The organism is Pseudomonas sp. yb_9, assembly GCF_043103635.1.
Taxonomy (GTDB): Bacteria; Pseudomonadota; Gammaproteobacteria; order Pseudomonadales; family Pseudomonadaceae; genus Aquipseudomonas; species Aquipseudomonas monteilii.
Genome location: NZ_JBICKA010000071.1, coordinates 54,677 through 79,896, shown reverse-complemented (window position 1 = coordinate 79,896; position 25,220 = coordinate 54,677). Strand labels below are relative to the sequence as shown.

At 61.8% G+C, this 25,220-nt stretch carries 25 protein-coding genes; 7 read left to right on the top strand and 18 right to left on the bottom strand.

Going from position 1 to position 25,220, the window contains the following annotated elements:
* From ACF8MI_RS19405 to ACF8MI_RS19365, 9 genes are all read right to left on the bottom strand, one after another.
* A partial coding sequence (locus ACF8MI_RS19405; protein WP_392517722.1) for an RHS repeat-associated core domain-containing protein occupies nt 1–733 on the bottom strand: 733 nt, incomplete at its 3' end.
* A gap of 128 nt (nt 734–861) precedes the next feature.
* Nucleotides 862–1,908, bottom strand: a complete 1,047-nt coding sequence (locus ACF8MI_RS19400; RefSeq protein WP_060500875.1) for an AI-2E family transporter — start codon at nt 1,906–1,908, stop codon at nt 862–864.
* Between the two features lie 12 nt (nt 1,909–1,920).
* The gene (locus tag ACF8MI_RS19395) at nt 1,921–2,715 is read right to left on the bottom strand and encodes a DUF4892 domain-containing protein (RefSeq protein WP_060500873.1); all 795 of its coding nucleotides are present in this window, start codon (nt 2,713–2,715) and stop codon (nt 1,921–1,923) included.
* A gap of 109 nt (nt 2,716–2,824) precedes the next feature.
* Nucleotides 2,825–3,679 carry an alpha/beta hydrolase gene (locus ACF8MI_RS19390; protein ID WP_104834287.1) on the bottom strand — a complete coding sequence of 285 codons (855 nt, stop codon included), beginning with the start codon at nt 3,677–3,679 and terminating at the stop codon, nt 2,825–2,827.
* Entirely contained in the window at nt 3,676–4,464 is a 789-nt protein-coding gene (locus ACF8MI_RS19385; RefSeq protein ID WP_019099705.1) for an alpha/beta fold hydrolase, read from the bottom strand. Before ACF8MI_RS19385 ends, ACF8MI_RS19390 begins: the two co-directional genes overlap by 4 nt.
* A gap of 93 nt (nt 4,465–4,557) precedes the next feature.
* Nucleotides 4,558–4,932: a hypothetical protein gene (locus ACF8MI_RS19380; RefSeq protein ID WP_060500865.1), complete on the bottom strand. Its 375-nt coding sequence runs from the start codon at nt 4,930–4,932 to the stop codon at nt 4,558–4,560.
* 129 nt (nt 4,933–5,061) lie between these two features.
* Nucleotides 5,062–5,520, bottom strand: coding sequence for a phosphohistidine phosphatase SixA (gene sixA / locus ACF8MI_RS19375; protein ID WP_060500861.1), 459 nt, complete (start codon nt 5,518–5,520; stop codon nt 5,062–5,064).
* Nucleotides 5,517–5,864, bottom strand: coding sequence for a DUF4389 domain-containing protein (locus ACF8MI_RS19370; RefSeq protein WP_016711631.1), 348 nt, complete (start codon nt 5,862–5,864; stop codon nt 5,517–5,519). The genes sixA and ACF8MI_RS19370 overlap by 4 nt, the downstream gene beginning before the upstream one ends.
* A 36-nt stretch (nt 5,865–5,900) precedes the next feature.
* On the bottom strand, nt 5,901–6,926 hold the full coding sequence (locus ACF8MI_RS19365; RefSeq protein ID WP_060500858.1) for an NAD(P)H-dependent glycerol-3-phosphate dehydrogenase: 1,026 nt from the start codon (nt 6,924–6,926) through the stop codon (nt 5,901–5,903).
* 139 nt (nt 6,927–7,065) lie between these two features.
* Here ACF8MI_RS19365 and ACF8MI_RS19360 point away from each other — a divergent pair, with 139 nt between their 5' ends.
* From ACF8MI_RS19360 to fabB, 5 genes are all read left to right on the top strand, one after another.
* Nucleotides 7,066–9,219, top strand: coding sequence for a TonB-dependent siderophore receptor (locus tag ACF8MI_RS19360; RefSeq protein ID WP_156867568.1), 2,154 nt, complete (start codon nt 7,066–7,068; stop codon nt 9,217–9,219).
* Nucleotides 9,219–10,106, top strand: a complete 888-nt coding sequence (locus tag ACF8MI_RS19355) for an ABC transporter substrate-binding protein (protein ID WP_060500854.1) — start codon at nt 9,219–9,221, stop codon at nt 10,104–10,106. Before ACF8MI_RS19360 ends, ACF8MI_RS19355 begins: the two co-directional genes overlap by 1 nt.
* A complete protein-coding gene (locus tag ACF8MI_RS19350; RefSeq protein WP_060500851.1) occupies nt 10,103–12,034 on the top strand; it encodes an ATP-binding protein in 1,932 nt (643 codons plus the stop codon). The genes ACF8MI_RS19355 and ACF8MI_RS19350 overlap by 4 nt, the downstream gene beginning before the upstream one ends.
* A gap of 207 nt (nt 12,035–12,241) precedes the next feature.
* Complete coding sequence (gene fabA / locus ACF8MI_RS19345) at nt 12,242–12,757, top strand: 3-hydroxyacyl-[acyl-carrier-protein] dehydratase FabA (RefSeq protein WP_051098991.1); 516 nt, start codon at nt 12,242–12,244, stop codon at nt 12,755–12,757.
* A gap of 11 nt (nt 12,758–12,768) precedes the next feature.
* On the top strand, nt 12,769–13,989 hold the full coding sequence (fabB, locus tag ACF8MI_RS19340) for a beta-ketoacyl-ACP synthase I (protein ID WP_019099700.1): 1,221 nt from the start codon (nt 12,769–12,771) through the stop codon (nt 13,987–13,989).
* A 169-nt stretch (nt 13,990–14,158) separates the two neighbouring features.
* Here fabB and ACF8MI_RS19335 read toward each other — a convergent pair whose 3' ends face one another.
* Nucleotides 14,159–15,166 carry an amidohydrolase family protein gene (locus ACF8MI_RS19335; RefSeq protein ID WP_060500850.1) on the bottom strand — a complete coding sequence of 336 codons (1,008 nt, stop codon included), beginning with the start codon at nt 15,164–15,166 and terminating at the stop codon, nt 14,159–14,161.
* Nucleotides 15,167–15,283: 117 nt separating this feature from the next.
* On the opposite strand from ACF8MI_RS19335, the gene ACF8MI_RS19330 reads away from it, so the two are divergent.
* On the top strand, nt 15,284–16,147 hold the full coding sequence (locus ACF8MI_RS19330) for a pirin family protein (protein ID WP_104834283.1): 864 nt from the start codon (nt 15,284–15,286) through the stop codon (nt 16,145–16,147).
* Between the two features lie 30 nt (nt 16,148–16,177).
* On the opposite strand, the gene ACF8MI_RS19325 is transcribed toward ACF8MI_RS19330, so the two are convergent.
* The 4 genes from ACF8MI_RS19325 to ACF8MI_RS19310 all read right to left on the bottom strand — a co-directional run bounded on the left by ACF8MI_RS19325 (nt 16,178) and on the right by ACF8MI_RS19310 (nt 19,912).
* Nucleotides 16,178–16,903: a dienelactone hydrolase family protein gene (locus ACF8MI_RS19325; protein ID WP_060500846.1), complete on the bottom strand. Its 726-nt coding sequence runs from the start codon at nt 16,901–16,903 to the stop codon at nt 16,178–16,180.
* Between the two features lie 78 nt (nt 16,904–16,981).
* Entirely contained in the window at nt 16,982–18,886 is a 1,905-nt protein-coding gene (gene htpG, locus ACF8MI_RS19320) for a molecular chaperone HtpG (protein ID WP_104834281.1), read from the bottom strand.
* 70 nt (nt 18,887–18,956) lie between these two features.
* Nucleotides 18,957–19,439: a PaaI family thioesterase gene (locus ACF8MI_RS19315; RefSeq protein WP_060500841.1), complete on the bottom strand. Its 483-nt coding sequence runs from the start codon at nt 19,437–19,439 to the stop codon at nt 18,957–18,959.
* The gene (locus ACF8MI_RS19310; RefSeq protein WP_060500839.1) at nt 19,436–19,912 is read right to left on the bottom strand and encodes a PaaI family thioesterase; all 477 of its coding nucleotides are present in this window, start codon (nt 19,910–19,912) and stop codon (nt 19,436–19,438) included. Before ACF8MI_RS19310 ends, ACF8MI_RS19315 begins: the two co-directional genes overlap by 4 nt.
* A gap of 154 nt (nt 19,913–20,066) precedes the next feature.
* Between ACF8MI_RS19310 and ACF8MI_RS19305 the strand changes: the two genes are divergently transcribed.
* On the top strand, nt 20,067–20,378 hold the full coding sequence (locus ACF8MI_RS19305; RefSeq protein WP_060500837.1) for a hypothetical protein: 312 nt from the start codon (nt 20,067–20,069) through the stop codon (nt 20,376–20,378).
* A 67-nt stretch (nt 20,379–20,445) separates the two neighbouring features.
* Here the strand turns inward: ACF8MI_RS19305 and ACF8MI_RS19300 are convergent, their stop codons facing one another.
* The 4 genes from ACF8MI_RS19300 to sucC form a co-directional block, all read right to left on the bottom strand.
* Nucleotides 20,446–21,195 carry a DUF599 domain-containing protein gene (locus ACF8MI_RS19300; protein ID WP_060500834.1) on the bottom strand — a complete coding sequence of 250 codons (750 nt, stop codon included), beginning with the start codon at nt 21,193–21,195 and terminating at the stop codon, nt 20,446–20,448.
* A 211-nt stretch (nt 21,196–21,406) separates the two neighbouring features.
* Nucleotides 21,407–22,720 carry a branched-chain amino acid transport system II carrier protein gene (brnQ, locus tag ACF8MI_RS19295; protein WP_060500832.1) on the bottom strand — a complete coding sequence of 438 codons (1,314 nt, stop codon included), beginning with the start codon at nt 22,718–22,720 and terminating at the stop codon, nt 21,407–21,409.
* Between the two features lie 375 nt (nt 22,721–23,095).
* Nucleotides 23,096–23,980, bottom strand: coding sequence for a succinate--CoA ligase subunit alpha (gene sucD / locus ACF8MI_RS19290; protein ID WP_003254203.1), 885 nt, complete (start codon nt 23,978–23,980; stop codon nt 23,096–23,098).
* Complete coding sequence (gene sucC / locus ACF8MI_RS19285) at nt 23,980–25,146, bottom strand: ADP-forming succinate--CoA ligase subunit beta (RefSeq protein ID WP_003254205.1); 1,167 nt, start codon at nt 25,144–25,146, stop codon at nt 23,980–23,982. The genes sucD and sucC overlap by 1 nt, the downstream gene beginning before the upstream one ends.
* Nucleotides 25,147–25,220 lie beyond the last annotated feature (74 nt).

The following is a 25,220-nucleotide window of genomic DNA, read 5'->3' as shown; positions in this document are numbered from 1 at the left end:
CTCTCACACTCTCTTCCACCGTATGCAAATTACCTTGGGTAAATTTCTGCCTATCCGGTTGACGATCAAAAAAGCCCCTGATGACACCAGTCACAAGCCCCAACTCTAACCGCTGATTTTGGTCAGACACCATCGCATCCAATACCATCCCCCGAAGGTCGTTACTTTCACTGCCAGACAAACCAACGAGAGGTCTATTACTATCCACATAGTCCTGAAGCTCAGCCCGTTCAGACCGCGTGATCGGTTGTGCACCCTCAGCAATATTCCAGAAATCGTTAGAACCCACCTTTTTGTATGTACGATTTCGGCGATCTTTCTGCTTGGCGGCGTAATCAGTCTTCATCGTCCATGCATTCTGTTTTTCGCGCATCCACTGCTTGTAACTCTCTGTTCGATGGTACGAAGCTGGCTCACGCGTCAAAACAGGCATTTGATTGGAGGGAGGATTTGGCCGATCCGCGCGTGCAAGGCGAAGCACTGGCATTTTTCCATGGCCACTTGGGTCAAAAAAATTCACTGGATCGCACTCACAATAAGCATAGCTATTCAGCCCACCTATTTCGAACGGGCTGAATCTATCAGAAGAAACAAAGCGCATAAGGCTAGTGCTGTATGCCCTACTGCCATTACCCAGTAAATAGAAAGACCTAAACAACAAGTGACCCGTAAAACCAAGATGCAATTCTGCGTGCTCTACGCCGGCCGCCCAGCCATAAACTGTATAGTTCATTAAATATGCCCCAACTTTTGCTGGCCAAGAAGAGAAAGAATACCCGGCCGAACCAGGTAATAAAACCAGCAAAAATTACAGTTGACAGACACTTTCCACTCTTCCTGCTCGAAGCCATGTTTTCTGGCTCAGTGGTGGTTTTGTTCCGCGTTACGGCTCCAGTCCAGCAGCAGGCTGTACCCGACCGCCAGCAAGGTCGGCCCGATGAACAGGCCAATGAAGCCAAAGGCAAGCAACCCGCCGAACACCCCCAACAGCACGATCACCAGCGGCAGGTTGCCGCCACGGCTGATCAGGTAGGGCTTGAGCACGTTGTCCACGCCGCTGATGACAAAGGTGCCCCAGATGCCCAGGAACACCGCCATGCCGTACTCGCCCTTCCACACCAACCAGGCCGTGGCCGGGATCCAGGCCAGTGGTGGGCCCATGGGGATCAGGCTGAGCATGAAGGTCACCAGGCCCAGCACGATGGCACCCGGCACGCCAGCAATCAGGAAGCCGATCAGTGCCAGCAAACCCTGCGCAGCCGCTGTGCCAATCACTCCGTTCACCACCCGCTGAACGGTGCCCGCCACCAACTCCAGGTAGTACTCGGCGCGGTCACCCATCAGGCGGTGCAGCAAGCGCAGTACGAACGCCGACAGGCGCGGGCCGTCGCGGTAGAAGAAGAACACGAACACCAGGCTAAGGGTCAGTTCCAGCACTCCGCTGCCGATCTGCGCACTGCGCGCCAGCAACCAGTTGCCCACCTGCCCGAGGTACGGTTTGACCGACGCCAGCAGGGCCGCCCCCTGCTGGTCGAGCGACTGCCACCCACTGACCAGGCGCTCACCAACGAACGGTATGCCCCCCAACCAGGCCGGCGCATCGGGCAAACCGTCCACCTGCACGTCGCGCACGAACGCCGTGGCATCGCGAATATGATCGGCCAGGTTGAACCCCAGCCACACCAGCGGCAATGCCACAATCAGGATCCAGGCGGTGGTCAACAGGCTGGCCGCCAAGGTTTCGCGCCCGCCCAGCACACGCGTGAGCAAACGCATCAACGGCCAGCTGGCAAACGCCAGGATGGCCCCCCACAGCAATGCCGAGATGAACGGTGCCATCACCCACAGGCCGGCCCCCAGCAACGCCAACAGCAGAATCTGGACCAGCAGGCGATCATTGTTAACCATGGCGGCGCTCGTTCAACGGATCAGTTCAAGGTGCAGGCCGTCGGTGGGCGCACTACCGACCTCAAGGCGGCCATTGCGCACCCCTGCCTTGACCAGCGCCTCACGCCAGGCTTCGGCCTGAGCGCCACTGAGGCTGGCACGCAGGGTGCTGTCCAGGTTCAGGCTGCGAGCCAGCAAATTCACCCAGGTGTCTTGCGGCGCAGCCAGGTCAGGGTAGTCGAGCTTGCCGGTGTCGCGCATTTCGCGCAGCACCGTGGCAGCGGTCGGCAGCAGTTCGCCCAACGGGTTGCCGGCGACGAACTCTTCCACATGCAGGTAGGCGCGGCGGTTGCCCCGGGTAACGCTGTACAGCGCGACCAGGGTGTCGGCCTCTTCCGCCGAGCGACGCAGCAAGATGAAGGCCTGCTGCTCGTCACCACCGTTCAGGCGGGCATTGGCAAACACATCATTGGCCCACAGGCTGGCCTCGCCGCAATCGCGGCCCTGGCACCAGAACAACGGGTAACCCCCGTCGCGTTGCAGTTCTTCACGGGCAGTGGTGAAGGCTTCGCGGGCGGTGCGTTCGACCGGCAGTTCGTAGGTGACCGAGCTGACCTGGCCACGGCTTTCGACCTTGTCTTCGACCCGCAGGCGGCCGCTGATCTTGCGCAGCGGGCCCATCGGGTAGACGCGTTCCTGCTCCACGGCCGGACGCTGGTCGACGACCTTGGCGTCCACCGGCACCGGCAAACTGCCGGCCCATAACACGGGGCTGGCGAGCATCAGGCAAGCGGCCAGGGCAGTACGAATGGAAACGGGCGCGCTCATTGGCGACCCAGGCGGCGCCGTGCGCCGAAATGAAGTTCCAGGATGTCTGGCAGTTGCATGGTTGTCTCCCTGTTCAACCCGCCAAGCCTCGACAGTTGTCCGGTGCAAGTCAAGCAAAGCCAAAGAAGCGATTGAAACAGTCTGCGACAAGGGCCGCGCCCTGCTCATCGTTCAGGTGCAGGTGATGGCCACCGGGCAGCGTCACCTGCTCAAAGGGTAGCTGCTCCAGCAACGCGGTGTGGCGCACCAGCATGCCATCGGCGGCGACCACTAGCTGCGCCGGGCAATTCACCCTGCGCACATAGGCCATGGCCTGCGCTTCGCTCAGGCGGACTGGCGATGGCAAGGTCAGGCGGCTGTCACTGCGCCAGCTGTAACCGCCCGGCACCGGCATGAGGCCACGCTGGGCCAGCAGTTCGGCAGCCTCGCGGCTGACCGCGACCATGCCTTTCATCCGGGCATGCACACCGTCTTCCAGCGTGGCGTACACCGACTTGCGCTTGCCGTCCAGCCGCAGCTGGGCCTGCAGTGCCATCCCCAAACGTTCGCCTGCATCCTGCTCGGCACCGGTCGGCGGGATGACGCCGTCGATCAACGCCAGATGGCTGACCCGGTCGGGCAAGGCGCCAGCCAGCTGCACCGAAATGATGGCCCCAAGCGAATGCCCCAACAGTGCAAAACGCTGCCAACCGAGCTGCTCGGCCACCCGCAGCACATCATGGGCATAGTCGGCCAAGGCATAACCGGCGCCAGGCGGGCGGTGTTCGGAGTAACCATGCCCGGCCAGGTCCAGGGCGACGATGCGCAGCCCTTTTAGCTGCGGTGCCAGGCGGGCGAAGCTGTTGGCGTTGTCCAGCCAGCCATGCAAGGCAATCGCCGGCAGCCCGTCCTCGGGGCCGAACAGGTGCGCGGCCAGCTCGATATGGCCCAGGCTCAGGCGGATTTCTTCGACGTGTGCGCTCATGCCTGACTCCAGCGGTCGAACAGGCCCTTGATCAGGCTGGCGGTGTCTGCAGGGCGCTCCAGCGGGAACATGTGCCCGCCCGGCACGCTGTGGTATTCACCCTGGGGCATGCCCCGTACGGCCAGGGTGTGGTGGCGGCGAATGACATTGCTACGGTCGCCGCGCACCATGGCCAGCGGCACCTGCAACTGCCGCGCGGGCGCCGGGCTGGTATGCGGGATACTGCGGTAGATGCTGATTTCGGTAGCCGGGTCGAAGCGTAGCTGCAGGCCCTGCTCTGCCGCCTGCAAGCCGTGTTCGACATAGGCGTCGAGGCAGTCGGGATCGAAATGGCGGAACAGTGACTTGCCGGCGAAATAGTCCCGGGCGCTGTCGCGGTCATTGAACGTTTCGCGGCGCCCCAGCGTGCGCCCGGCCGGGGTGATACGGTCGATGAAGCCAAAACGCTTGGCGGTGCGCAGCAGCCATTGATCGGCGCGGGTGAGTACCGGCGAGTCGAGCATCACCACACCACGGTAGTACTCGGGGCAGCGCAAGGCAGCATGCAGGTGCAATACGCCACCCAACGAGTGGCCGACCCCCCAGACCGGCTGGTCCTGTTGCGCCAGGTGGTGCAACAGTTCATCGACCAGGCTCTGCCAGTTGTCATTCACAGGAAAGCGTGGGTCGTGCCCATGCTGGGCCAGGTGCTGCACCTGGTAGTCCGGCGCCAGGGCGGCGAACAGCTTGCCATAGGTAGCCGAGGGGAAACCGTTGGCATGGGCGAAGAAGATCTGCTGCGGCATGGCGCCTGGTCCGGACGGAGGATGATGGCTCATTGTCGGCATCGGCGCCCCGTTCGGCAACGTCCGGAAAGGTCATCGGCGAGGGCTATCAGGTCACGCCGACCGGTCGAAACTGGCCAGTGAACGGCGAAGGCAGGCTTGCATGTAGACCAACTGGCTTTCCAGCGCTTCGCGGGCCAGGCGCTGGTCCTGGTGGTCGAGTTGCAGGCGGCGCAGGGCCAGACAACTGGTTTGTAGCAGGTGAGAGACTCGCAGGCAGGCATCCTGCAGGGTGCGTAGGTCGTGCTCGCTTTGTTGCCTGGCGCCGGGCTCCAGATCGGGATTGCCCATCACCCGGTGCATCAGATGGTAAAGCTTGGCATCGGCCGATTCGCGTAGAAGGCTGTAGCGGGCAAAGTCGAGAGAGGCGCCCCGGTCAACCTGGTTGATGGTGGGTTGCAGGTCCAGGGAGCTCAACAGCTCCCACATCTCACCGCTCATCCACTGCTCCCTGCCTGATTGCTTTTGGGCAACGCTAGCAAGGCGCCGTCAAACGCGACAACTGGCAAAAATGCCAGTTGCCTTCCAGATAACCCGGGGCGCTTTGCGTCCCGGGTATCAAGCCGGCGAATTGATCGCCCGCAGCGTCATCAGCCCAGCAAGCGGCCAATCCCCTTCCAACTCGGCTAGGCTTGCAGTGCTCATGGCTGCCGGTTGCTGCTTGTGACCCTGTTCCAACACCCCGACCAAGGTCCCCACCAGCGGCTGGTGGCTGACCAGCAGTACATGCTCCAGGCCCAGCCGCTCGATTTCACCGATCACCTGCTGCACGTCACTTTCCGGGGTCAGCCAGGGCACGGTACGCACCGGCTCGCCGAAGCCCAGCGTGTCATGCACCAGCGCCGCCGTTTGCTGGGCGCGCACGTAGGGGCTGGCAATAATTGCCTGCAACGGCTGCCCGAGCAGGCGAGCAGCGCTGTGCAGCACCTGCTCGCGGCCATGGGCAGTCAAACGGCGTTCGGCATCTGTGTTGGCCTGTGACTCCGCTTCACCGTGGCGCAGTACCCACAGCTTCACAGCTTGGGTTCCTCGTCACGCACCGGGTGCGGGGCCGGCGCCACGGCATGCGCGGCTTCACCTTCCGGCGCGCGCGGCGCAGGCCAGTCAGAGAATGGCCATGGCTTCTGGTCGCTGTGGAAGCTACCAAAGCGGCCGATCTGTGCCAGGAACTGGCTCAGGCTGTCGCCGAAGTTCATCAGGCTGGCGCTGGGTGCGCCGTACACCAGACGGTAGATCAGCTGCACCAGCACCAGCCCGCCCAACAACAGTTCAGCCAGTTGCCAGACCACCAGGAACACCAGCATCCACAGCACCCGCAGGATGATCGACTCGCGCTGGGCGCGTTCGGGCGTATCGTTCATGTGTCGCTCCTTGCTCGTGTCAGAGCCGCCAAAGGCTCAGTTGAAACCGCTGATGGAAATGAAATCGACATCGGTCTTGGGTTCGGCGCGCATCAGGTGCTCGATCACCTGGTTCAGCGTGCGCCCTTCGAACAGGATGGCATGCAGGCCCGCCACCAGCGGCATGTAGACCTGCACTTCCTGGGCCTTGGCCTTGAGCACCTTGATGGTGTTGACGCCTTCGGCCACCTCGCCCAGGCGGTTGACCGCCTCATCCAGGCTTTGGCCCTGCCCCAGCGCGTAGCCAACCTGATAGTTGCGGCTCTTGGGCGAGGAGCAGGTGACGATCAGGTCACCGACACCGGCCAGGCCGAGGAAGGTCATGGGGTTGGCCCCCTGGCTGACGGCAAAGCGGGTCATTTCGGCCAAGGCACGGGTAATCAGCATGCTCTTGGTGTTCTCGCCCATGCCCAGCGCAACGGCCATACCGGCGATGATGGCGTAGACGTTTTTCAACGCACCACCCAGCTCGACACCAAAGCGGTCAGCGCTGGCGTAGACACGGAACGTGCGCCCATGCAGCACAGCCTGCACCTGCTTGCAGAGTTTCTCGTCCTCGCTGGCGACCACCGTTGCAGTCAGCGCGTGCTCGGCGATTTCTCGGGCAAGGTTAGGGCCCGATAACACGCCAATACGCGCTTCGGGGGCAATTTCTTCGAGTATCTGGCTCATCAGCTTGAAGCTTTGCGCTTCGATGCCCTTGGTCAGGCTGACCAGGCCCTTGCCACGCAGCAACTCGGCATGGGGCGCCAGCACGCTGCGCAGGGCGCTCGACGGCAGGGCAACGAAAATCAGCTCACTGGCCTGCAAGGTCGCCAGCAGGTCATTGACCGGCTCGACGCCATCATGCAGCCGGATGCCCTTGAGGTAGCGCGGATTCTCTCGATTGACGCGCATGGCCTCGGCTTGCGCCGGGTCGCGCATCCATTGACGCACCGGCACACCGTTTTCCGCCAGCAGGTTCGCCACGGCGGTGCCAAAGCTGCCGCCTCCCAGAACTGCAACAGGTTGCTGTTCAGTCATATCCAATCCGTTAAAGCCAAAAATTAAGTGGCGACCCCGCCATTATACGGCTCGCCTGCGACAGAACCAGTCTCTGTTCCCGCGAAAGGGGCCGGCTCGCTCATGCAGGTCACTGGCAAATGCGCCACGGTCAGTTACCATGCCTGTTTCAATCCTGATACAAGGCCGCCCCGTGTTCCCTGGCACGCCCCCGTACCCGCGCCTGCCCATGCTCATGCTGACCGCTCTGCTCGGCAGCCCGGCTGTGGCCAACGACCTGTTCATTGACAACACCGATCTGCCCCAGGTTCTGACTGCCACACGCCTCAAACAATCCCCGGCGGCAGTCCCGGGTAGCATGACCGTGCTCGACAGCGAGCTGATCCGTGCCAGTGGCGCCCGCGACATCCCCGAATTACTGCGCCTGGTGCCGGGCATGATGATTGGCTACGGTGCCGGTAACCAACCCACGGTCAACTACCACGGCAGCAACGTCAACGACGCACGCCGCATGCAGGTACTGATCGATGGCCGCTCGGTGTACCGCGCGGGCCTGGCCACCGTGGACTGGAGCGACATCCCTCTGGCCATGGAGGATATCGAGCGCATCGAAGTGTTCCGCGGCCCGAACACCGTCAGCTACGGCGCCAACGCGCTGATGGCGGTGGTCAACATTCTCACCCGCAACCCTGCCGACAGCCATGGCACGCGGCTGAAGGTGACCCGCGGCCAGGATGGCATCAACGACTTCTACGCCAGCCACGGCTTTGGCTGGGACGGCGGCGACATGCGCCTGTCGCTGTCCGGCCAGCAGGACGATGGTTTCGACGAAAACCAGTTTGGCCAGGACTACCGCGACAGCCGCCGGCTTACCCGCTTCAACCTCAGCGCCAGCCACAACCTTGCAGTGGACCAGACCCTGGAGTGGCAACTGGCGGCGAAGGAAGGCAGCAACCAGCGGCCTTATACCTATAAGCCGGTCTTCCCCTATGTCACCCAGCAAGGTGACAACGCTGACGTCAATGCCAAGGACTACGCGGGCTCGGTGCGCTGGAGCATCGACTTCAACCCTGAGCACAGCCTGTATGTTCAGGGCTCGGCGCAGCACTTCGACCGTCAGCAGGTCTGGCGTGCCTGCGATGCAGCGCTGTCATTCAGCCCCGAACTGACCCAGCTTTGGCAGATGAACCCCAATTTCGCCGAGCTGGTAGCGCGCGGCGCCAACAACCCACCTTCCAGCAACAACCCACAAGAGCAGGCCCTGGTCGATGCCATCAAGGATCAATGGAACGAACAGGGTGGTAGTCATGTGGTCTGCGGCGACGTGGACCAGAGCACCCGTGAAACCCGCTACGACCTGGAAATCCAGGACACCCTGAGCCTGACCGACAGCCTGCGCTTGCTCAGCGGCATAAACTACCGTTATGACCGGGCCGACTCGCAGACTTACTTCAACGGCAGCCTCGACGACCAGACCTGGCGCCTGTTCGGCCAGCTGGAATGGCGCGCCGACGAACACTGGATCCTGCAGGGCGGAGCTATGCTCGAAGACTCTCGCCTGTCTGGCAGCTCGCTGACCCCGCGCGTGGCGGTCAACTACCTGATCACCCCGCGCCATGGCCTGCGCGCCGTGTATTCCGAGGCCGTGCGCTCACCCGACATGTTCGAGAACAACGTCAACTGGAGCTACACGGTCAAGAACCTCACCCCCAATGCATTTGGTCTGCAGAATGGCGAGTACTTCGTCAAGACCCGTGGCCCCGGCGACCTCGAACAGGAGCGCATGCGCTCGCGCGAGCTCGGCTACAACGGCTACTTCAGCGACATCGACCTGAGCATGGATGTAAAGCTGTTCTACGACGAAATCACGGGAATGATCAGCGAGCCCTTGAAGAACAACCAGTACATCGCCAGCAACGCCAACAAGGCCCGTTTCAGTGGCAGCGAAGCACAACTGGACTGGCGCCCCACCCTGCGCGATCGCCTGCGCCTGACCTACGCCTACGTCGATGCCTGGGCCAGCAACCCCGACGACCGCCGCCTCAGCGCCCACAACAGCGGCTCGGCCGGATGGATGCGCGAATGGGGGGCGGGCTGGTCGAGCGCGCTGTTCTACTACGGTGACGATGCACTCAACCAGTACCGCTACGAGCGCCTGGACCTACGCCTGGCCAAGCGTTTTCGGGTGCATGGCAGTAACCTGGAGCTGGCGGCGCTGTGGCAGCAGCGGCTGGACGATGAACCCACCACGGCAATCCAGAACCGCTACGACAGCCGCCACCGCCTGAGCGTCAGCGCGGAGCTGGAGTTCTGATGGCCGTGTTGCTGCGCCTGCTGCTGTGCCTGTGGCCGCTCGGGCCATTGTCGGCCAGTGAGATCCTGCTGGTAGGGGCTGAGGATCAGCCCGGCATCCGCAGTTTTGTCGCGGCGCTGGAAAGCCGCCGACCGCATGACCATGTGCATTTTCTGACCACTGCCGAGCTGCCGCGCCCGAGCAAGCTCAAAGCGGACCAGCGCCTGATTCTGCTCGACAGCGCCGCGCTGGAGTGGCGCCTGGGTGAAAACGCCGGCCCACCGGCCCTGGCCATGCGGGTCAGCCGGGTACAGGCTGAACAGCGCCTGGGAAAGTCGCGCCCTGCGTTCCTTACCTTGTTGTGGAGCGACGCGCCGCTGGGCCGGCAATTACGCCTGACGCGCTACTTGTTGCCGCAGGCCCAGCGCATTGGCGTGCTGTACGGTGAACACAGCAGTTTCTTGCTCGACGAGCTGCGCCATGCTGCCCGCCCGATGGGCTTGGAGATCATTGCCCAGGACTGGTCCGACCCACGGGACAGCCGGCCGTTGCAGCACCTGCTGGGCAACAGCGATGTGCTGCTGGCCCTGGACGACCCCAACCTGTACAACTCCAAGACGGCGAAAAACCTGCTGCTGAGCAGCTATGGCCGGCAAATGGCATTGATCGGCCCAAACGCCGGGTTTGTGCGGGCCGGCGCCCTGGCCAGCACCTACAGCGATCAGGACGACTGGCTGGCGGAGCTCGACCAGCTGCTCGACCAGCCGCCAGCGCGCTGGCCACGCAGCCTGTACCCGGCGCGCTACGGCGTCAGTGGCAACCAGCAGGTGGCCCGCGCCCTGGGCCTTGAACCGATCGATCCGAACGCCGCTGCCAAAGCCCTGGCCGCAGGAGAGCCCACCCCATGAGCAAGCGCCTGAGCTGGGATATCCACACCCGCACCCAGATCATCAGCCTGGGCCCTGCCCTGCTGCTGACCTTGCTGTTGATCAGCTTCTTTACCTTCGTGCGCATCCAGGACTTGCGCCAGGAGCTCAATCACACCGGGCAACTGATCGCCAATCAGCTGGCACCGGCATCAGAGTACGGGGTGATTTCGGGCAACAACGAAGTGCTCGAAGGACTGATGCGGGCCACCCTCAGCATCCCGCACGTCCGCTTTCTGGAAGTGCAGGACAGCCGCAACCACATTCTGGTGTACGTCGAGCAGTCCGACGAAAGCGCCAACCGCGCGCAACAGGTTGAAGTGTTCCAGGCCCCCATCCGCCTGCAGCAAATCCGCCTGGACACCGACTTCCTGCAACAGGGCAAAGCCACCACCCCCGCCATCGGTGACGACTACCTGGGGCGGGTCATCGTTGGCATGTCCGATGACGCCTTCAGCCAGCGCCAGCAGGAGATCGTGATCAAAGCCGGCATCCTGGCGCTGTTCGCGCTGCTGTTCACCTTTTTGCTGGCGCGCCGCCTGGCCCTGAGCCTGGCCAAGCCTATCAGCGACATGGGCCATGCGGTAAAGGCCATTCAGCAAGGTGAGTACAACACCCCCTTGCCGGTGGTCGATGACAGCGAACTGGGCCACCTGGCACGCCACATCAACAACCTGGCCAGCGCCCTGGAAAAGGCCAGCGATGAACAGAAGCAGGCCATTGCCGAGCTGATTCAGGCCCGTGAGGAGGCCGAGCAGGCCAACCGCGCCAAATCCGACTTCCTGGCGATGATGAGCCACGAGCTGCGCACGCCGATGAATGGCGTGCTGGGTATGCTGCAGCTGCTGGAGACCACATCGCTAAGCACCGAACAGGCCGATTACACGGCGGTCGCCAGCGAGTCCACCGGGCATCTGTTGAAGGTCATCAACGACATCCTCGATTTCTCGCGCATCGAACGCGCCGCGCTGCAACTGGAACACATCGACTTCAACCTGGGTGAACTGATCACCAGCAGTGTCCAGTCGTTCCAGCACAGCGCCCAACAGCGCGGCCTGGGCCTGCACCTGCAACTGCCTGCCGGTATCAAGCAACTGCAGGTGAACGGTGACCCCACACGCATCCGCCAGATCCTGCTGAACCTGGTGGGCAACGCCCTGAAGTTCACCGAGCGGGGCCAGGTGCAGGTCGAAGCACGCTGGAAGGTGCTTGACCGGCAATTGATCTGGCTGACCTGTAGCGTGCGCGACACGGGCATCGGCATTGACAGTGCCCGGCTGGAAATGATGTTCGTCGCCTTCCAGCAGGCCGACAGCTCGATTTCCCGCCGTTATGGCGGCACCGGGTTGGGGCTGTCGATCGCCCGTACCCTGGCCGAGCGCATGGGCGGCAAGCTGCGCGGGGAGAGCCGCGAAGGCCTGGGTTCGACCTTTACCCTGGAGATGCCGCTGGCACTTGCCAGCCCTGCCCCCGTCCCGCTCGCGCCGCCAATGGCTGCACCAACGCCGGTTACCGACAGTGACCAGGTACTGCTGGTAGAAGACAATCCGGTCAACCAGAGTGTCATCGAGGCCATGTTGCGCAGCCTGGGGATGGCCGTATGCACCGCCGAGGATGGCCTAGAGGCGGTCGACCTGGTCGGCCGGCAACGCTTTGCCGCCGTGCTGATGGATTGCCGCCTGCCGCACCTGGACGGCTATGAAGCCACCCGGCGCATCCGGCAGTTGCCCAACGGCACCGGGCTACCGATCATCGCCTTGACCGCCAATGCCTTGCAGGGCGATCGGGAGCGTTGCATGGCCGCCGGCATGGACGACTACCTGAGCAAACCCTTGCGCCGCACCGAACTGCAACGGGTGTTGCAGCGCTGGTTGCCTGGTCGGACAACCGCGACTGGCGATAAATGCTAAAGTGCGGCAGTCTTAAACACTGGACAGGACCTTCATCGGACCTGAAAATAGACGTTTCAGTGCACACCTGTACTTCTTTCACCAGGTGCGCTGTGACTTTCACCACAACGCAATAGTCTACCTGTAGGCTGCCGCCCCGAACGCGTTGCGTATCGGGCCGGCCGGGAAGGTTCATCCCCTGCCACAGGGGGTTATTGAGGAGCTCGCATGACCAAACAACACGCCTTTACTCGGGAAGACCTGCTGCGCTGCAGTCGCGGTGAGCTGTTCGGCCCAGGTAATGCGCAACTGCCCGCGCCGAACATGCTGATGGTCGATCGCATCACCCATATCAGCGAAGAAGGCGGCAAGTACGGCAAAGGTGAATTGGTCGCCGAGCTGGATATCAACCCGGACCTGTGGTTCTTCGCCTGCCACTTCGAAGGCGACCCGGTCATGCCGGGCTGCCTGGGCCTCGACGCCATGTGGCAGCTGGTGGGCTTCTTCCTCGGCTGGCAGGGCCTGCCAGGCCGCGGTCGTGCCCTGGGTTCGGGTGAAGTGAAATTCTTTGGCCAGGTATTGCCTGCTGCCAAGAAAGTCACCTACAACATTCACATCAAGCGCGTCCTGAAGGGCAAGCTGAACATGGCCATCGCCGATGGCTCGGTCAGCGTCGACGGCCGCGAGATCTACACTGCCGAAGGCCTGCGGGTCGGCGTGTTCACCTCCACTGACAATTTCTAAGGGTTATTCGCATGCGCCGCGTCGTTATCACTGGTCTGGGCATCGTGTCGTGCCTGGGCAATGACAAAGCTACCGTCACCGAAAACCTGCGCAACAGCCGTCCGGGTATCCGTTACAACCCGGAATACAAGGAAATGGGGCTGCGTAGCCAGGTTTCCGGGTCCATCGACCTCAACCTCGAAGAACTGATCGACCGCAAGGTCTACCGTTTCGTCGGCCACGCTGCTGCCTACGCCTACCTGGCGATGCAGGACGCGATCAAGGACGCCGGTCTGACCGAAGAGCAGGTTTCCAGCCCGCGTACCGGCCTGGTAGCTGGCTCTGGCGGCGCGTCGACCCTGAACCAGATGGAAGCGCTGGACACCCTGCGCGAGAAAGGCGTCAAGCGCGTCGGCCCATACCGCGTTACCCGCACCATGGGCAGCACCGTTTCGGCGTGCCTGGCCACCCCGTTCAAGATCAAGGGCATCAACTACTCGATCTCGTCGGCCTGCGCCACTTCGGCTCACTGCATCGGTACCGCGCTGGAGCAGATCCAGTGGGGCAAGCAAGACATCGTCTTCGCCGGTGGCGGTGAAGAAGAGCACTGGAGCCAGTCGTTCCTCTTCGATGCCATGGGCGCTCTGTCGACCAAGCGCAACGAAACCCCGGAACTGGCCTCGCGCGCCTACGACGCCGACCGTGATGGCTTCGTCATCGCTGGCGGTGGCGGCATGGTGGTGGTCGAGGAGCTGGAACACGCCCTGGCCCGTGGCGCCAAGATCTACGCCGAAATCGTTGGCTACGGCGCCACCTCCGACGGCTACGACATGGTTGCCCCGAGTGGCGAAGGCGCCATCCGCTGCATGCAGCAGGCACTGTCCACCGTCGACACCCCGATCGACTACCTGAACACCCACGGCACCTCGACCCCGGTCGGTGACGTTGCCGAGATCAAGGGCGTTCGCGCCGTGTTCGGCGACAAGGCACCGAAGATCAGCTCGACGAAGAGCCTGTCGGGCCACTCGCTGGGCGCCGCTGGCGTACACGAGGCGATCTACTGCCTGCTGATGATGGAAAACAACTTCATCGCCGGTTCCGCCAACATCGACGAGCTGGACCCGGAGGTCGCCGACCTGCCGATCCTGCGCAAAACCGAAGAAAACGCCAAGATCGACACGGTCATGAGCAACAGCTTCGGCTTCGGCGGCACCAACGCCACCCTGGTGCTCAAGCGCTGGGAAGGCAAGTAAGACGCTGATGCGGTAATCGAAAACGCCCCGACTGGTTCGGGGCGTTTTTATTTGTGTTGCCTGTACCGGCCTCTTCGCGGGTAAACCCGCTCCCACAGGTACTGCACAGCCCTCAAGAACTGTGGGGACCCTGTGGGAGCGGGTTCACCCGCGAAAGGGCCGGCACAGGCTATCGGTGAACCTTGGGCAACACCGCGAGAAAATTATCCCGCGCCACTTTGTTGGCCACCGCCTCCGGCAAGGCATCCAGAAACGGCCGGAACCCGTGCATCTGCTCCCCCAGGCTGCCAAACCGCCCCACCACGTCCGACCCCAGCATGAAACGCTCCGGGTACTGTTCCACCAACGCCACCCATTCCTTGCGCGGCACGCCTTGGTCGTCCAGCAGATACGGCTCCAGCACACTCCACGACAGGTCCACATACAGGTTCGGGTAGTCCTCCAGCAGCCGCGTCAGCACCGGCAGCAGAAAGTCCATCTGCGTCTGGTGCCGGTGTATCTCCATGCTGCTGCCGGCGTGCGCCCAGATAAACCGCGTGTGCGGGTGATTACGCAGCGGCTCTTCGATTTCCGCCAGGTACAACGGGTTGCGCTCGCGCTTGGAGGTAATGTTGGAATGCAGCAACACCGGCAGGTCACGCTCGGCCGCCAGGTGGTAGATACGCGTCATGGCTTCGTTGTTGGCGCGCGGCGTGTCGCCACTGGTCAGCGCTGTCAGGTCGTCGTGCCGGGTGAACACCTCGCCAATGCCCTGCCACAACCCCGGGTACAGGTCGAGCATCCGCTCGATGTGGCTGACTGCGTTCTTGTCTACCGGGTTGAAGCCCGTCAGAAACGGATGAAAGCGCTTACGCTGCGCTTCCGGCAATGGCTGCAGGGCTGCGGCCACATAGGTATCGGTCGCACTGTACCAATAGGCATCGGCATCGTCACCGGCGTAATAGCGCGGGCGTTTGGGCTCGTCCTCATGCCACTTCTTGGCCACTGGTATGCCGGAAATCATCGACTGCTCGATACCGGCAGCATCCATGGCCTTGATCAATGCCGCCATGCCTTCGCTTTCCTGGAAGAAGTCGACGTAGTGCAAGTGGGCATCGCTGTAGCGGTAGTCGCGCGCCTGCGCCGCCTGGCACAGCCAGCCAGTCAACAACACGCAGGCCAGCGCTTTGGCAATCATGGGCAGCTTCCTTCCAAGGGGGCGAAAACAGTAGACCGGCCGTTAAGCGAGACGGTTCAGCCGAAGCGGGCAAACCGCTATGCTGGAGGCATTTCCACTTCGCCTGGAGCCCACCCCATGAGCAGCCCCCTGATCATCCGCCCGCGCGCCGAATCGGTCGAGGGCCAGCCGATCCTGCGCCCGCTGCCAGCGGCCCAGTGCCGCAGCGTCGGACCGTTCGTGTTTTTTGACCACATGCTGGAAACCGACTATGCCCCAGGGCATGGCATGGACATCCGCCAGCACCCGCATATCGGCCTGTCGACCCTGACCTACCTGTTCGAGGGCGCGATCCTGCACAAGGACAGCCTCGGCTCAGCGCAGCGGGTGCTGCCCGGCGATGTCAGCTGGATGACGGCTGGCAGCGGCGTGGCCCACGTGGAGCGTACGCCCGACGACGCCCTGGCTCATGGCTCGCGCCTGCATGGCTTGCAGGTATGGCTGGCCTCGCCGCGTGAACATGAACAAGGCGCGGCAAGCTATAGCCATCACCCGGCGGCGAGCCTGCCGGTCAGTGAAAACCTGGGGGTGCGCATTTGCATGATTGCCGGTAGCGGGTTCTGCCTGGAATCACCGGTGCCGGTGCTGTCTCCTACCCTTTATGCGCATGTGCGGATGCAGGCGGCTACGACGTTGCTGGTACCGACCGAGCATGCGCAACGAGCGCTGTATCTGCTGGATGGTGAGCTGCTGTTGAACGATGAAGACGTGGAGCCGTGCAGCCTGGTGGTGCTGCCGGAAGGCGAAGAGGTGGTGCTCTATGCAGAGGAAGAGTGCCAGCTGATGCTGATTGGCGGCGAGCCTTTGGATGGACCGCGGCGAATGAACTGGAATTTCGTGGCCAGTGACCCGGAGCTGATCGAGCGGGCCAGGGCAAGGTGGGCGGCGGGGGATTGGCCGGTGGTGCCGGGGGAAACCTCAAGAATCGAGTTGCCTAGGTAATTGGGGCCGCTTTGCGGCCCCAAATCACAGTCAGCGCTGGAACACTTCTGCCAGCAGATTGTGCATCGAACGGAACGCCCGCTCTGAGGTGCGCCGGTCATACTGCATCTTGCCCGGCACATTGGCACTCGGGTCGGTAAACGAGTGCACCGCCCCGCCATAGCTTAGCAACTGCCAATCCACCTTGGCCGCGTTCATCTCCTCCTCAAACGCCGGCAACTGCTCCTTCGGCACCAGCGGGTCGGAAGCCCCATGCAACACCAGCACCGAGCCCTTGATGCGTTTGGCATCCTCCGGGTTTGGCGTATCCAGCGTGCCATGGAACGACACCGCCGCACGCAAATCGGCGCCGGTACGGGCCAGCTCCAGCGCACAGCAGCCACCAAAGCAGAAGCCAAACGTGCCGACCTTGCCTGGCTCCAGCAGCGCCTTGGACTGCCCCAACAGCTGCGCCAGGGCTTCCTGCATGCGCTTGCGCAGTTCGCCCCGGTCGTTCTTCAGCGGCATCATCGCCGCGCCAGCCTCGTCGGCGTTAGACGGGCGCACCGACTGCCCGTACAGGTCGGCTATCAGCACCACATAGCCTTTCTCGGCCACTTCCTTGGCAATGCGCTCAGCCCCTTCGCCAATGCCCATCCAGTTCGGCGCCATCACCAGGCCTGGACGGCCCAGCGCCCCTGGCTCATAGACCAGGCGGCTTTCGTAGGTTTTGCCGGACAGGTGATAAACCAGCGATTCGACGATTACCTTGCTCATCAAGCACTCCTTAGGCACGTATTCTAAAAAGCCCGCCATGAAAAAAGCCCGCCGAAGCGGGCTTTCCCAAGCATCAACTCAAGCAGACAGCTCGACCAGCAGCTTGTTCAGGCGACGAACGTAGGCCGCCGGGTCCTTCAGGCTATCGCCGGCCGCCAGGGCCGCTTGATCGAACAGGATGTGCGACAGCTCGGCAAAACGGTCTTCACTCTGCTCGTTGTCCAGCTTTTCGATCAGCGGGTGGGTCGGGTTGAACTCGAAGATCGGCTTGGATTCCGGCACCTTCTGCCCGCTGGCCTCCAGAATCTGACGCATCTGCAGGCCCAGGTCCTGCTCGCCTATGGCCAGAATCGCTGGGGAGTCGGTCAGGCGGTGCGACACGCGCACTTCAGCCACGCTGTCACCCAGCGCGCCTTTCAGGCGCTCGACCAGGCCTTCCTTGTCCTTGGCCACTTCTTCCTGGGCTTTCTTGTCTTCTTCCGAATCCAGCTTGCCCAGGTCCAGGTCGCCACGGGCGACGTCGACAAAGGCCTTGCCGTCGAACTCGTTGAGGTAGCTCATCAGCCACTCGTCAATGCGGTCGGTCAGCAGCAGCACTTCGATGCCTTTCTTGCGGAAGACCTCCAGGTGCGGGCTGTTCTTGACCTGCGCATACGACTCGCCGGTGAGGTAGTAGATCTTGTCCTGGCCTTCCTTGGCGCGGGCCAGGTACTCGGCCAGGGCGACGCTCTGCTCGCCACTGTCGTCCTGGGTGGAGGCAAAGCGCAGCAGGCTGGCGATTTTCTCCTTGTTGGCGAAGTCTTCGGCCGGGCCTTCCTTCAGCACCTGGCCGAAGTTCTTCCAGAAGCCTTTGTACTGCTCGGGCTCGTTCTTCGCCAGTTTTTCCAGCATGTCGAGCACGCGCTTGGTCAGCGCGGTCTTCATCGAGTCAATGATCGGGTCTTTCTGCAGGATTTCACGCGACACGTTCAGCGACAGGTCGTTGGAGTCGACCACGCCCTTGATGAAGCGCAGGTACAGCGGCAGGAACGACTCGGCCTGGTCCATGATGAACACACGCTGCACGTACAGCTTCAGGCCACGCGGTGCTTCGCGCTGGTACAGGTCGAACGGCGCGCGGGCCGGCACATACAGCAGCGAATTGTATTCGAGCTTGCCTTCAACCTTGTTGTGGCTCCAGGCCAGTGGGTTTTCGAAGTCATGACCGATGTGCTTGTAGAACTCCTGGTACTCCTCGTCCTTCACCTCGGTGCGCGAACGGGTCCACAGGGCGCTGGCACGGTTGACGGTTTCCCACGCTTCAGCCGGCTGTTCTTCGCCTTCGGCGGCTGGTTGTTCTTTCGGCAGCTGGATAGGCAGGGCGATGTGGTCGGAGTACTTCTTGACCACGTTGCGCAGGCGCCAGCCATCGGCGAACTCTTTTTCTTCCTGCTTCAGGTGCAGGACGATGCGGGTGCCGCGCTGTGGCTTGTCGATGGTGGCGACTTCAAACTCGCCCTCGCCTTTCGACGACCAGTGCACACCTTCTGCGGCTGGCTGACCGGCACGGCGGCTGTACACGTCGACCTTGTCGGCCACGATGAACGCGGAGTAGAAGCCCACGCCGAACTGACCGATCAGGTGCGAGTCCTTCTTCTGGTCACCGGTGAGGTTCTTCATGAAGTCGGCAGTGCCGGACTTGGCAATGGTACCCAGGTGGGCGATGACGTCTTCACGGCTCATGCCGATGCCGTTGTCTTCGAGGGTGACGGTACCGGCGTCCTTGTCGAAGCTCAGGCGAATCTTCAGATCGGCGTCGCCTTCAAGCAGTTCTGGCTTGGCCAGGGCTTCGAAGCGCAGCTTGTCGGCCGCGTCGGAGGCGTTGGAAATCAGCTCCCGCAGGAAGATTTCCTTGTTCGAGTACAGCGAGTGAATCATGAGGTGCAGCAGTTGCTTTACCTCGGTCTGGAAGCCCAACGTTTCCTTTTGTGTTTCCACAGTCATGGTCTTCGAAACTCCGATCTGAGGGTAGTGGGCGCCTGGCGGCCAGTTCGGCCTGCGTTAGCGGCGGATGTCATTCAGATGGGGGCTGCCCGGATGATTTCAAGGGCTTTTCCGGTTCGATCTTGAAATGCGCGCGGGCCGTGGCAATGGGCGATTGCCTGTCGCCCTGCCAGGCGGTAATGGCGACATTCGTCACCCGTCGCCCTTGGCGCCATAGCTGGCACCGGGCGTAAGTATCGCGAAAAAGCCCGGCTCGCAGGTAGTCGATGGAGAAATCGATGATTTTCGGGATGCTCGCACTTTCGCTGTAGATCAACAGGTACAAAGCCGCAGACAGCTCCATGAACCCCGCAATCACACCACCATGGATGGCGGGCAGCAACGGGTTGCCGATGTTGTCCGGGCGGGCCGGCAGGCGGAACAGCAGGTCGTCGCCCTGACGCTCGCATTCGATACCAATCAGCCCGGCGTAAGGGATCAGCGCCAGCAATGGGCCGTAGTCGCCCACCGCGTGGGCGGCGTTGAGCTGTTGACGAACCGCATGTGGAATCATGCCCCGCCCTCCTTCAGGCTATTGCCAAAACGGATACCGCCCTTGATCTCCTGCCCCAGGCGCATGAACGTGCCCACCACCTGGCAAATCGGCTGTTCGGGATCGTCCTGGTAGGCGGTACCCCGGGTGAAGATCACGTCGCGGGTCACCCGGTAGCACTGGGCATGGCCGTAGATGTCCTTGCCAGCTTCGGCCGGGTGCATGTAGTCGATGCGCAGGTCCAGTGTCGGGCACACCTCGAAGCGCGGCAGCACGCACAGCGTGGCCATGCCGCAGGTGGTGTCCATCAGCGTGGTCAGGGCACCGCCATGCACAGCCCCGGTCTGCGGGTTGCCGACAATGGCTGCCGACCAGGGCATGATCAGTGTCATGCCATCGGCATCGGCTTTTGCCACACGCATCTGCAGTAACTGACAATGTTTAAGCGCCGAGAGAAAACGCTCGGCCATGGGCATCAAGGTTGAATCGCTCATTCGCTGTTTCCACCCGTACTGCCTCAGCGGCATAAAATCGTTAAAAAGTCTATATAGAACGGGGCGTTATATATCTGTAACCTTCGCGGAACTTATTCCGCGTAGTTGCACTCGAAGGAACAAGTCACTTATTCCACCAAGGAGAAACACCCCCATGCGTAAACCTTTTGCTTTTGCTCTGATGCTGGCCGCTGCCATGGGCCTGGCCGCTTGCGATAAAGCAAGCGAAGACAAAGCCCAGGACGCACAGCAACACGCCGAGCAAGCCCAGGAAAAAATGGGTGAAGCTCAGGATAAAATGAACGAGGCTGCCAAGGAAAACGCTGAAGCCGCCAAAGATCAGGCTGAAGCCGAGCAGAAGGCTGCTGAAGAAGCCGCTCCGGCTACTCCGGCTCCAGAAGCCGCCCCAGCCGCTCCGGCGACTGAAGCTGCCCCTGCTACTCCGGCAGAACCCGCCAAGCAGTAATTGGCTAAAACAAAAAAACCCGACGCTGTCGGGTTTTTTTGTGCCTGCCACTTAAAGATTAAACGTTTCAGTTGCCCGCCACGGTACTTTCCCTGCCCGGTTCGTTAGGCACACTTTCCGTGGGGGTGAACACCATCACATCCAGCACATCCGAATGGAACTCGCGGCGGTACAAAATAAAGACGACGCCGACACTCATGACCATGAACAGCCACGGGCTGATGAACCAGCTCAACATGGCCATGCCGAAGTAGTACGAGCGCAACCCCAGGTTGAACTGGTTGGCCGCCAGCGACAGCACACGCGCCGCCCGTGAGGCAAAGGCCTTGCGCTCCAGCTCATTGACCAACCGTTCACCGATCATCGGTGCAGAGCCCACCAGCACGGCGGCAAAGTTGTACTGGCGCATGCACCAGCTAAAGGTGAAGAAGGCGTAGACGAAAACCGTGGCCAGGCACAGCAACTTGATCTCCGACATGCCTTGGGAGGTCTGTTGCACCAACGGCAGGTCGGCCAGGAGCGACAGCGCCCGGTCAGAGGCACCGAGCACGGTAAGAATGCCGGCAAGAATGATCAGCGTGCTGGACGCAAAAAACGATGCGTTGCGCTCAAGGTTGCCGATTACGCTGGCATCGGCGATTCGGTTGTCGCGCAACAGCATGCGGCGCATCCAGTCTTCACGGTACAAGTGCAGCACGCTGGCCAGGCACGCGGTGTCACGCCCCTTCCAGATGGCATAACGGGTATAACCGCCCCAGCACAAGGCAAACCAGGCGATGGCCAGCAGGTTGTTGAAGTTGGTTTGGATGAAGTTCATGCAGGGTTCCCGAGTGGGCCAGATGCCTAGAGGATAGGGACCGGGTTTCGACGCTGGCAAGCGGAAAAAGGCACACATCCACCCTGAAAATCGCACTGTTCATACCGCCAATAAAAAACCCCGCATCCTTCCGGATACGGGGTTTTCGAGTCTGGGCTGTTGGCGGGCACCCTTCTGGCTTGTGGCCGGTGCTGCCCTCAGGCTTCGACTATCAGGCCAGCGCTTCGCGCGGCTTGCCGAGCATGCGGTCGCAGGCCACGGCACCCACCAGGGTCACCACCGAAGGCACCAGCCAGGCCAGGCCTTGGTCGCTCAGTGGCAGGTGCGCCATGAAGTCCGGCAGCACATGGGCAATACTGCTGCCCTTGATCGCATCAACCATGCCGAACACCAGCGACACCAGCATCACCGGCGCCAGAATGCGGGTCGGCGAGTTCCACAGGTCCTTCACGAAGCTCAGGCCAACCACGACGATGCAAGGTGGGTAGATGGCGGTAAGCACCGGGATCGAGAACATGATCAGCTTGGTCAGGCCCAGGTTGGAGATCAACAGCGAGAAGCCCGCCAGGAGCACCACCAGTGCCCGGTACGACAGCGGCAGAATCTGGCTGAAGTACTCGGCGCAGGCACAGGTCAGGCCGACAGCGGTCACCAGGCAGGCCAGCGCAATCAGCACGGCCAGGAAGCCGCTACCCAACGAACCGAAGGTGTGCTGCACGTAGGCATGCAGAACCGCCGCACCGTTGGTGGCGTCAGCCGCGATGTCGTGGCTGGTGGCACCCAGGCGGAACAGGCTGACGTACACCAACGCCAGGCCGACACCGGCGATCAGGCCGGCGATGATGGCGTAGCGGGTAATCAGCTTCGGCGACTCGACACCGCGCGAACGGATGGCATTGACGATGACGATACCGAACACCAGGGCACCCAGGGTGTCCATGGTCAGGTAACCATCGGAGAAGCCCTTGGAGAACGCTGCGGCGGCATAGGCCGGCTGCGCTTCACCAATGGTGCCGGCAGGCAGCGCGAAGGCGGCGATGCCCAGCACCGCCAGGGCGATGATCTTCAACGGCGCCAGGAAGCGGCCCACGGTATCGAGCAACTTGCCTGGGTACATGGACACGGCCAGCACCACGAGGAAGTACACCAGGCTGTAGATGAACAGCGCCAGCGGGCTTTCGCCGGTCAGCGGCGCAACACCCACTTCGAACGATACGGTCGCTGTGCGCGGGGTGGCGAACAGCGGGCCGACCGACAGGTAGCACACGGCCGCCAGCAGGCCACCGAAGAATTTGCCAATCGGGCTGCTCAGGGCATCCATGCCGCCGCCGACCTTGGCCAGGGCGACCACGGTGATGACCGGCAGGCCCACGGCGGTCACCAGGAAGCCCAGGGCCGCCATCCATACGTGCGGGCCAGACTGCAGACCGACGATAGGCGGGAAGATGATATTGCCTGCACCTACGAAAAGCGCAAACGTCATAAAGCCAAGCGCCAGGATATCCTGGCCTTTGAGAACTTTCATTTAAGGTAGTACCACACTGCTGAAATCGGGATTCGAGAGGGGATTTCCCTATGGGTGAGGGAAATGCTGCCCGGCTTTATAGGCCAGACCCGTTTAGCGTGTCGTTCCCTTTTGGGGAGCGGGCACAGAGTGAACGCGTAGACTAACCGTTTTACCCAACAAACGCACTGTTACAGTGCTGCTTGTCCGATGTGCGTACATGTTTGTCGTCTGGATATCTGTGTCGGGCGATAATTTATTGCCAATTAGTGCGAATGTCTGGTGGAAAAACCTGATGAGGGCTATCGAATTTTCCACCTTTACAAAAATGCCCAACGCTAAAACGACAAAGGCCACCCGAAGGTGGCCTCTGTGCGCGTGGGGGGTGTAGCAGTATTACTTCTTGGCTTCCCAGCCAGTCAGCTCGGCCAGGGCCTTGCCGATGTCAGCCAGGGAACGCACGGTCTTCACACCCGCGTCCTGCAGGGCGGCGAACTTCTCGTCCGCAGTGCCCTTGCCGCCGGAGATGATGGCGCCGGCGTGGCCCATGCGCTTGCCCGCAGGTGCGGTAACACCGGCGATGTAGGAAACAACAGGCTTGGTCACGTGGGCCTTGATGTAGGCCGCAGCTTCTTCTTCAGCCGAACCGCCGATCTCACCGATCATGACGATCGCTTCGGTCTTCGGGTCTTCCTGGAACAGCTTCAGGATGTCGATGAAGTTGGAGCCCGGGATCGGGTCACCGCCGATGCCGACGCAGGTCGACTGGCCGAAGCCGGCGTCGGTGGTCTGCTTCACAGCTTCGTAGGTCAGGGTGCCGGAGCGCGAAACGATACCGACCTTGCCTGGCAGGTGGATGTGACCTGGCATGATGCCGATCTTGCACTCGCCCGGGGTGATGACACCTGGGCAGTTAGGGCCGATCAGGGTAACGCCCAGCTCGTCGCACTTGACCTTGGCATCCAGCATGTCCAGGGTAGGAATGCCTTCGGTGATGCACACGATCAGCTTGATGCCACCGAAGGCCGCTTCCAGGATCGAGTCTTTGCAGAACGGAGCCGGTACGTAGATAACCGAAGCGTCAGCGCCGGTAGCTTCCACGGCTTCCTTGACGGTGTTGAACACCGGCAGGCCCAGGTGGGTGGTGCCACCCTTGCCTGGGGTTACGCCGCCGACCATCTTGGTGCCGTAGGCGATGGCTTGTTCGGAGTGGAAAGTACCCTGCGAGCCGGTGAAGCCCTGGCAGATGACTTTGGTGTCTTTATTGATCAGGACGCTCATTACTTGCCCTCCGCAGCTTTGACAACTTGTTGAGCAGCGTCGGTCAGGCTGGTTGCCGCAATGATGTTCAAACCGCTTTCTGCCAGTACTTTAGCGCCCAGTTCGGCGTTGTTACCTTCAAGGCGAACAACAACCGGAACTTTAACGCCGACTTCTTTCACTGCACCGATGATGCCTTCGGCAATCATGTCGCAGCGAACGATGCCGCCGAAGATGTTGACCAGAACGGCCGCGACATTGCTGTCGGACAGAATGATCTTGAACGCTTCGGTAACGCGCTCTTTGGTAGCACCGCCGCCAACGTCGAGGAAGTTGGCTGGTTTGCCGCCGTGCAGGTTGACGATGTCCATGGTACCCATGGCCAGGCCGGCACCGTTGACCATGCAGCCGATGTTGCCTTCGAGGGCAACGTAGTTCAGTTCGAACTTGGCAGCGTGGGCTTCACGGGCGTCGTCCTGCGACGGGTCGTGGAAGGTTTTCAGCTTAGGCTGACGGTACATGGCGTTGGCGTCGATGTTGATCTTGGCATCGAGGCAGTGCAGGTCGCCGTCGGCCTTGATCACCAGCGGGTTCACTTCCAGCAGCGCCAGGTCGTGATCCTTGAACAGCTTGGCCAGGCCCACGAAGATCTTGGCGAACTGTTGAACTTGCTTGCCTTCCAGACCCAGCTGGAATGCCAGCTCGCGACCCTGGAACGGCTGAGCGCCGACCAGTGGGTCGATGGTGGCCTTGAGGATTTTCTCAGGCGTTTCGTGAGCGACTTTCTCGATGTCCACGCCACCTTCGGTGGAAGCCATGAACACGATACGGCGGCTCGAACGATCGACTACAGCGCCCAGGTACAGCTCTTTGGCGATGTCAGTGCAGGATTCGACCAGAATCTTGGAGACGGGTTGACCGTTGGCATCAGTCTGGTAGGTAACCAGATTCTTGCCCAACCACTGTGCAGCGAACGCCTTGGCGTCTTCCTTGCTGCGAACCAGCTTGACGCCGCCCGCTTTACCGCGACCACCCGCGTGAACTTGGGCTTTTACCACCCACTCGTTCCCGCCGATCTTGTCGCAGGCTTCTGCAGCTTGCTCAGGGGTATCGACTGCGAAACCCTTGGAAACTGGCAGGCCGTATTCAGCGAACAGCTGCTTACCCTGATACTCGTGAAGATTCATGCTTTTTACCGTCTTCGTTAGGTACTGCGCTTCGGCGCTGCGCCATTACTGGCGCCGCACCACCTGTGACCGTT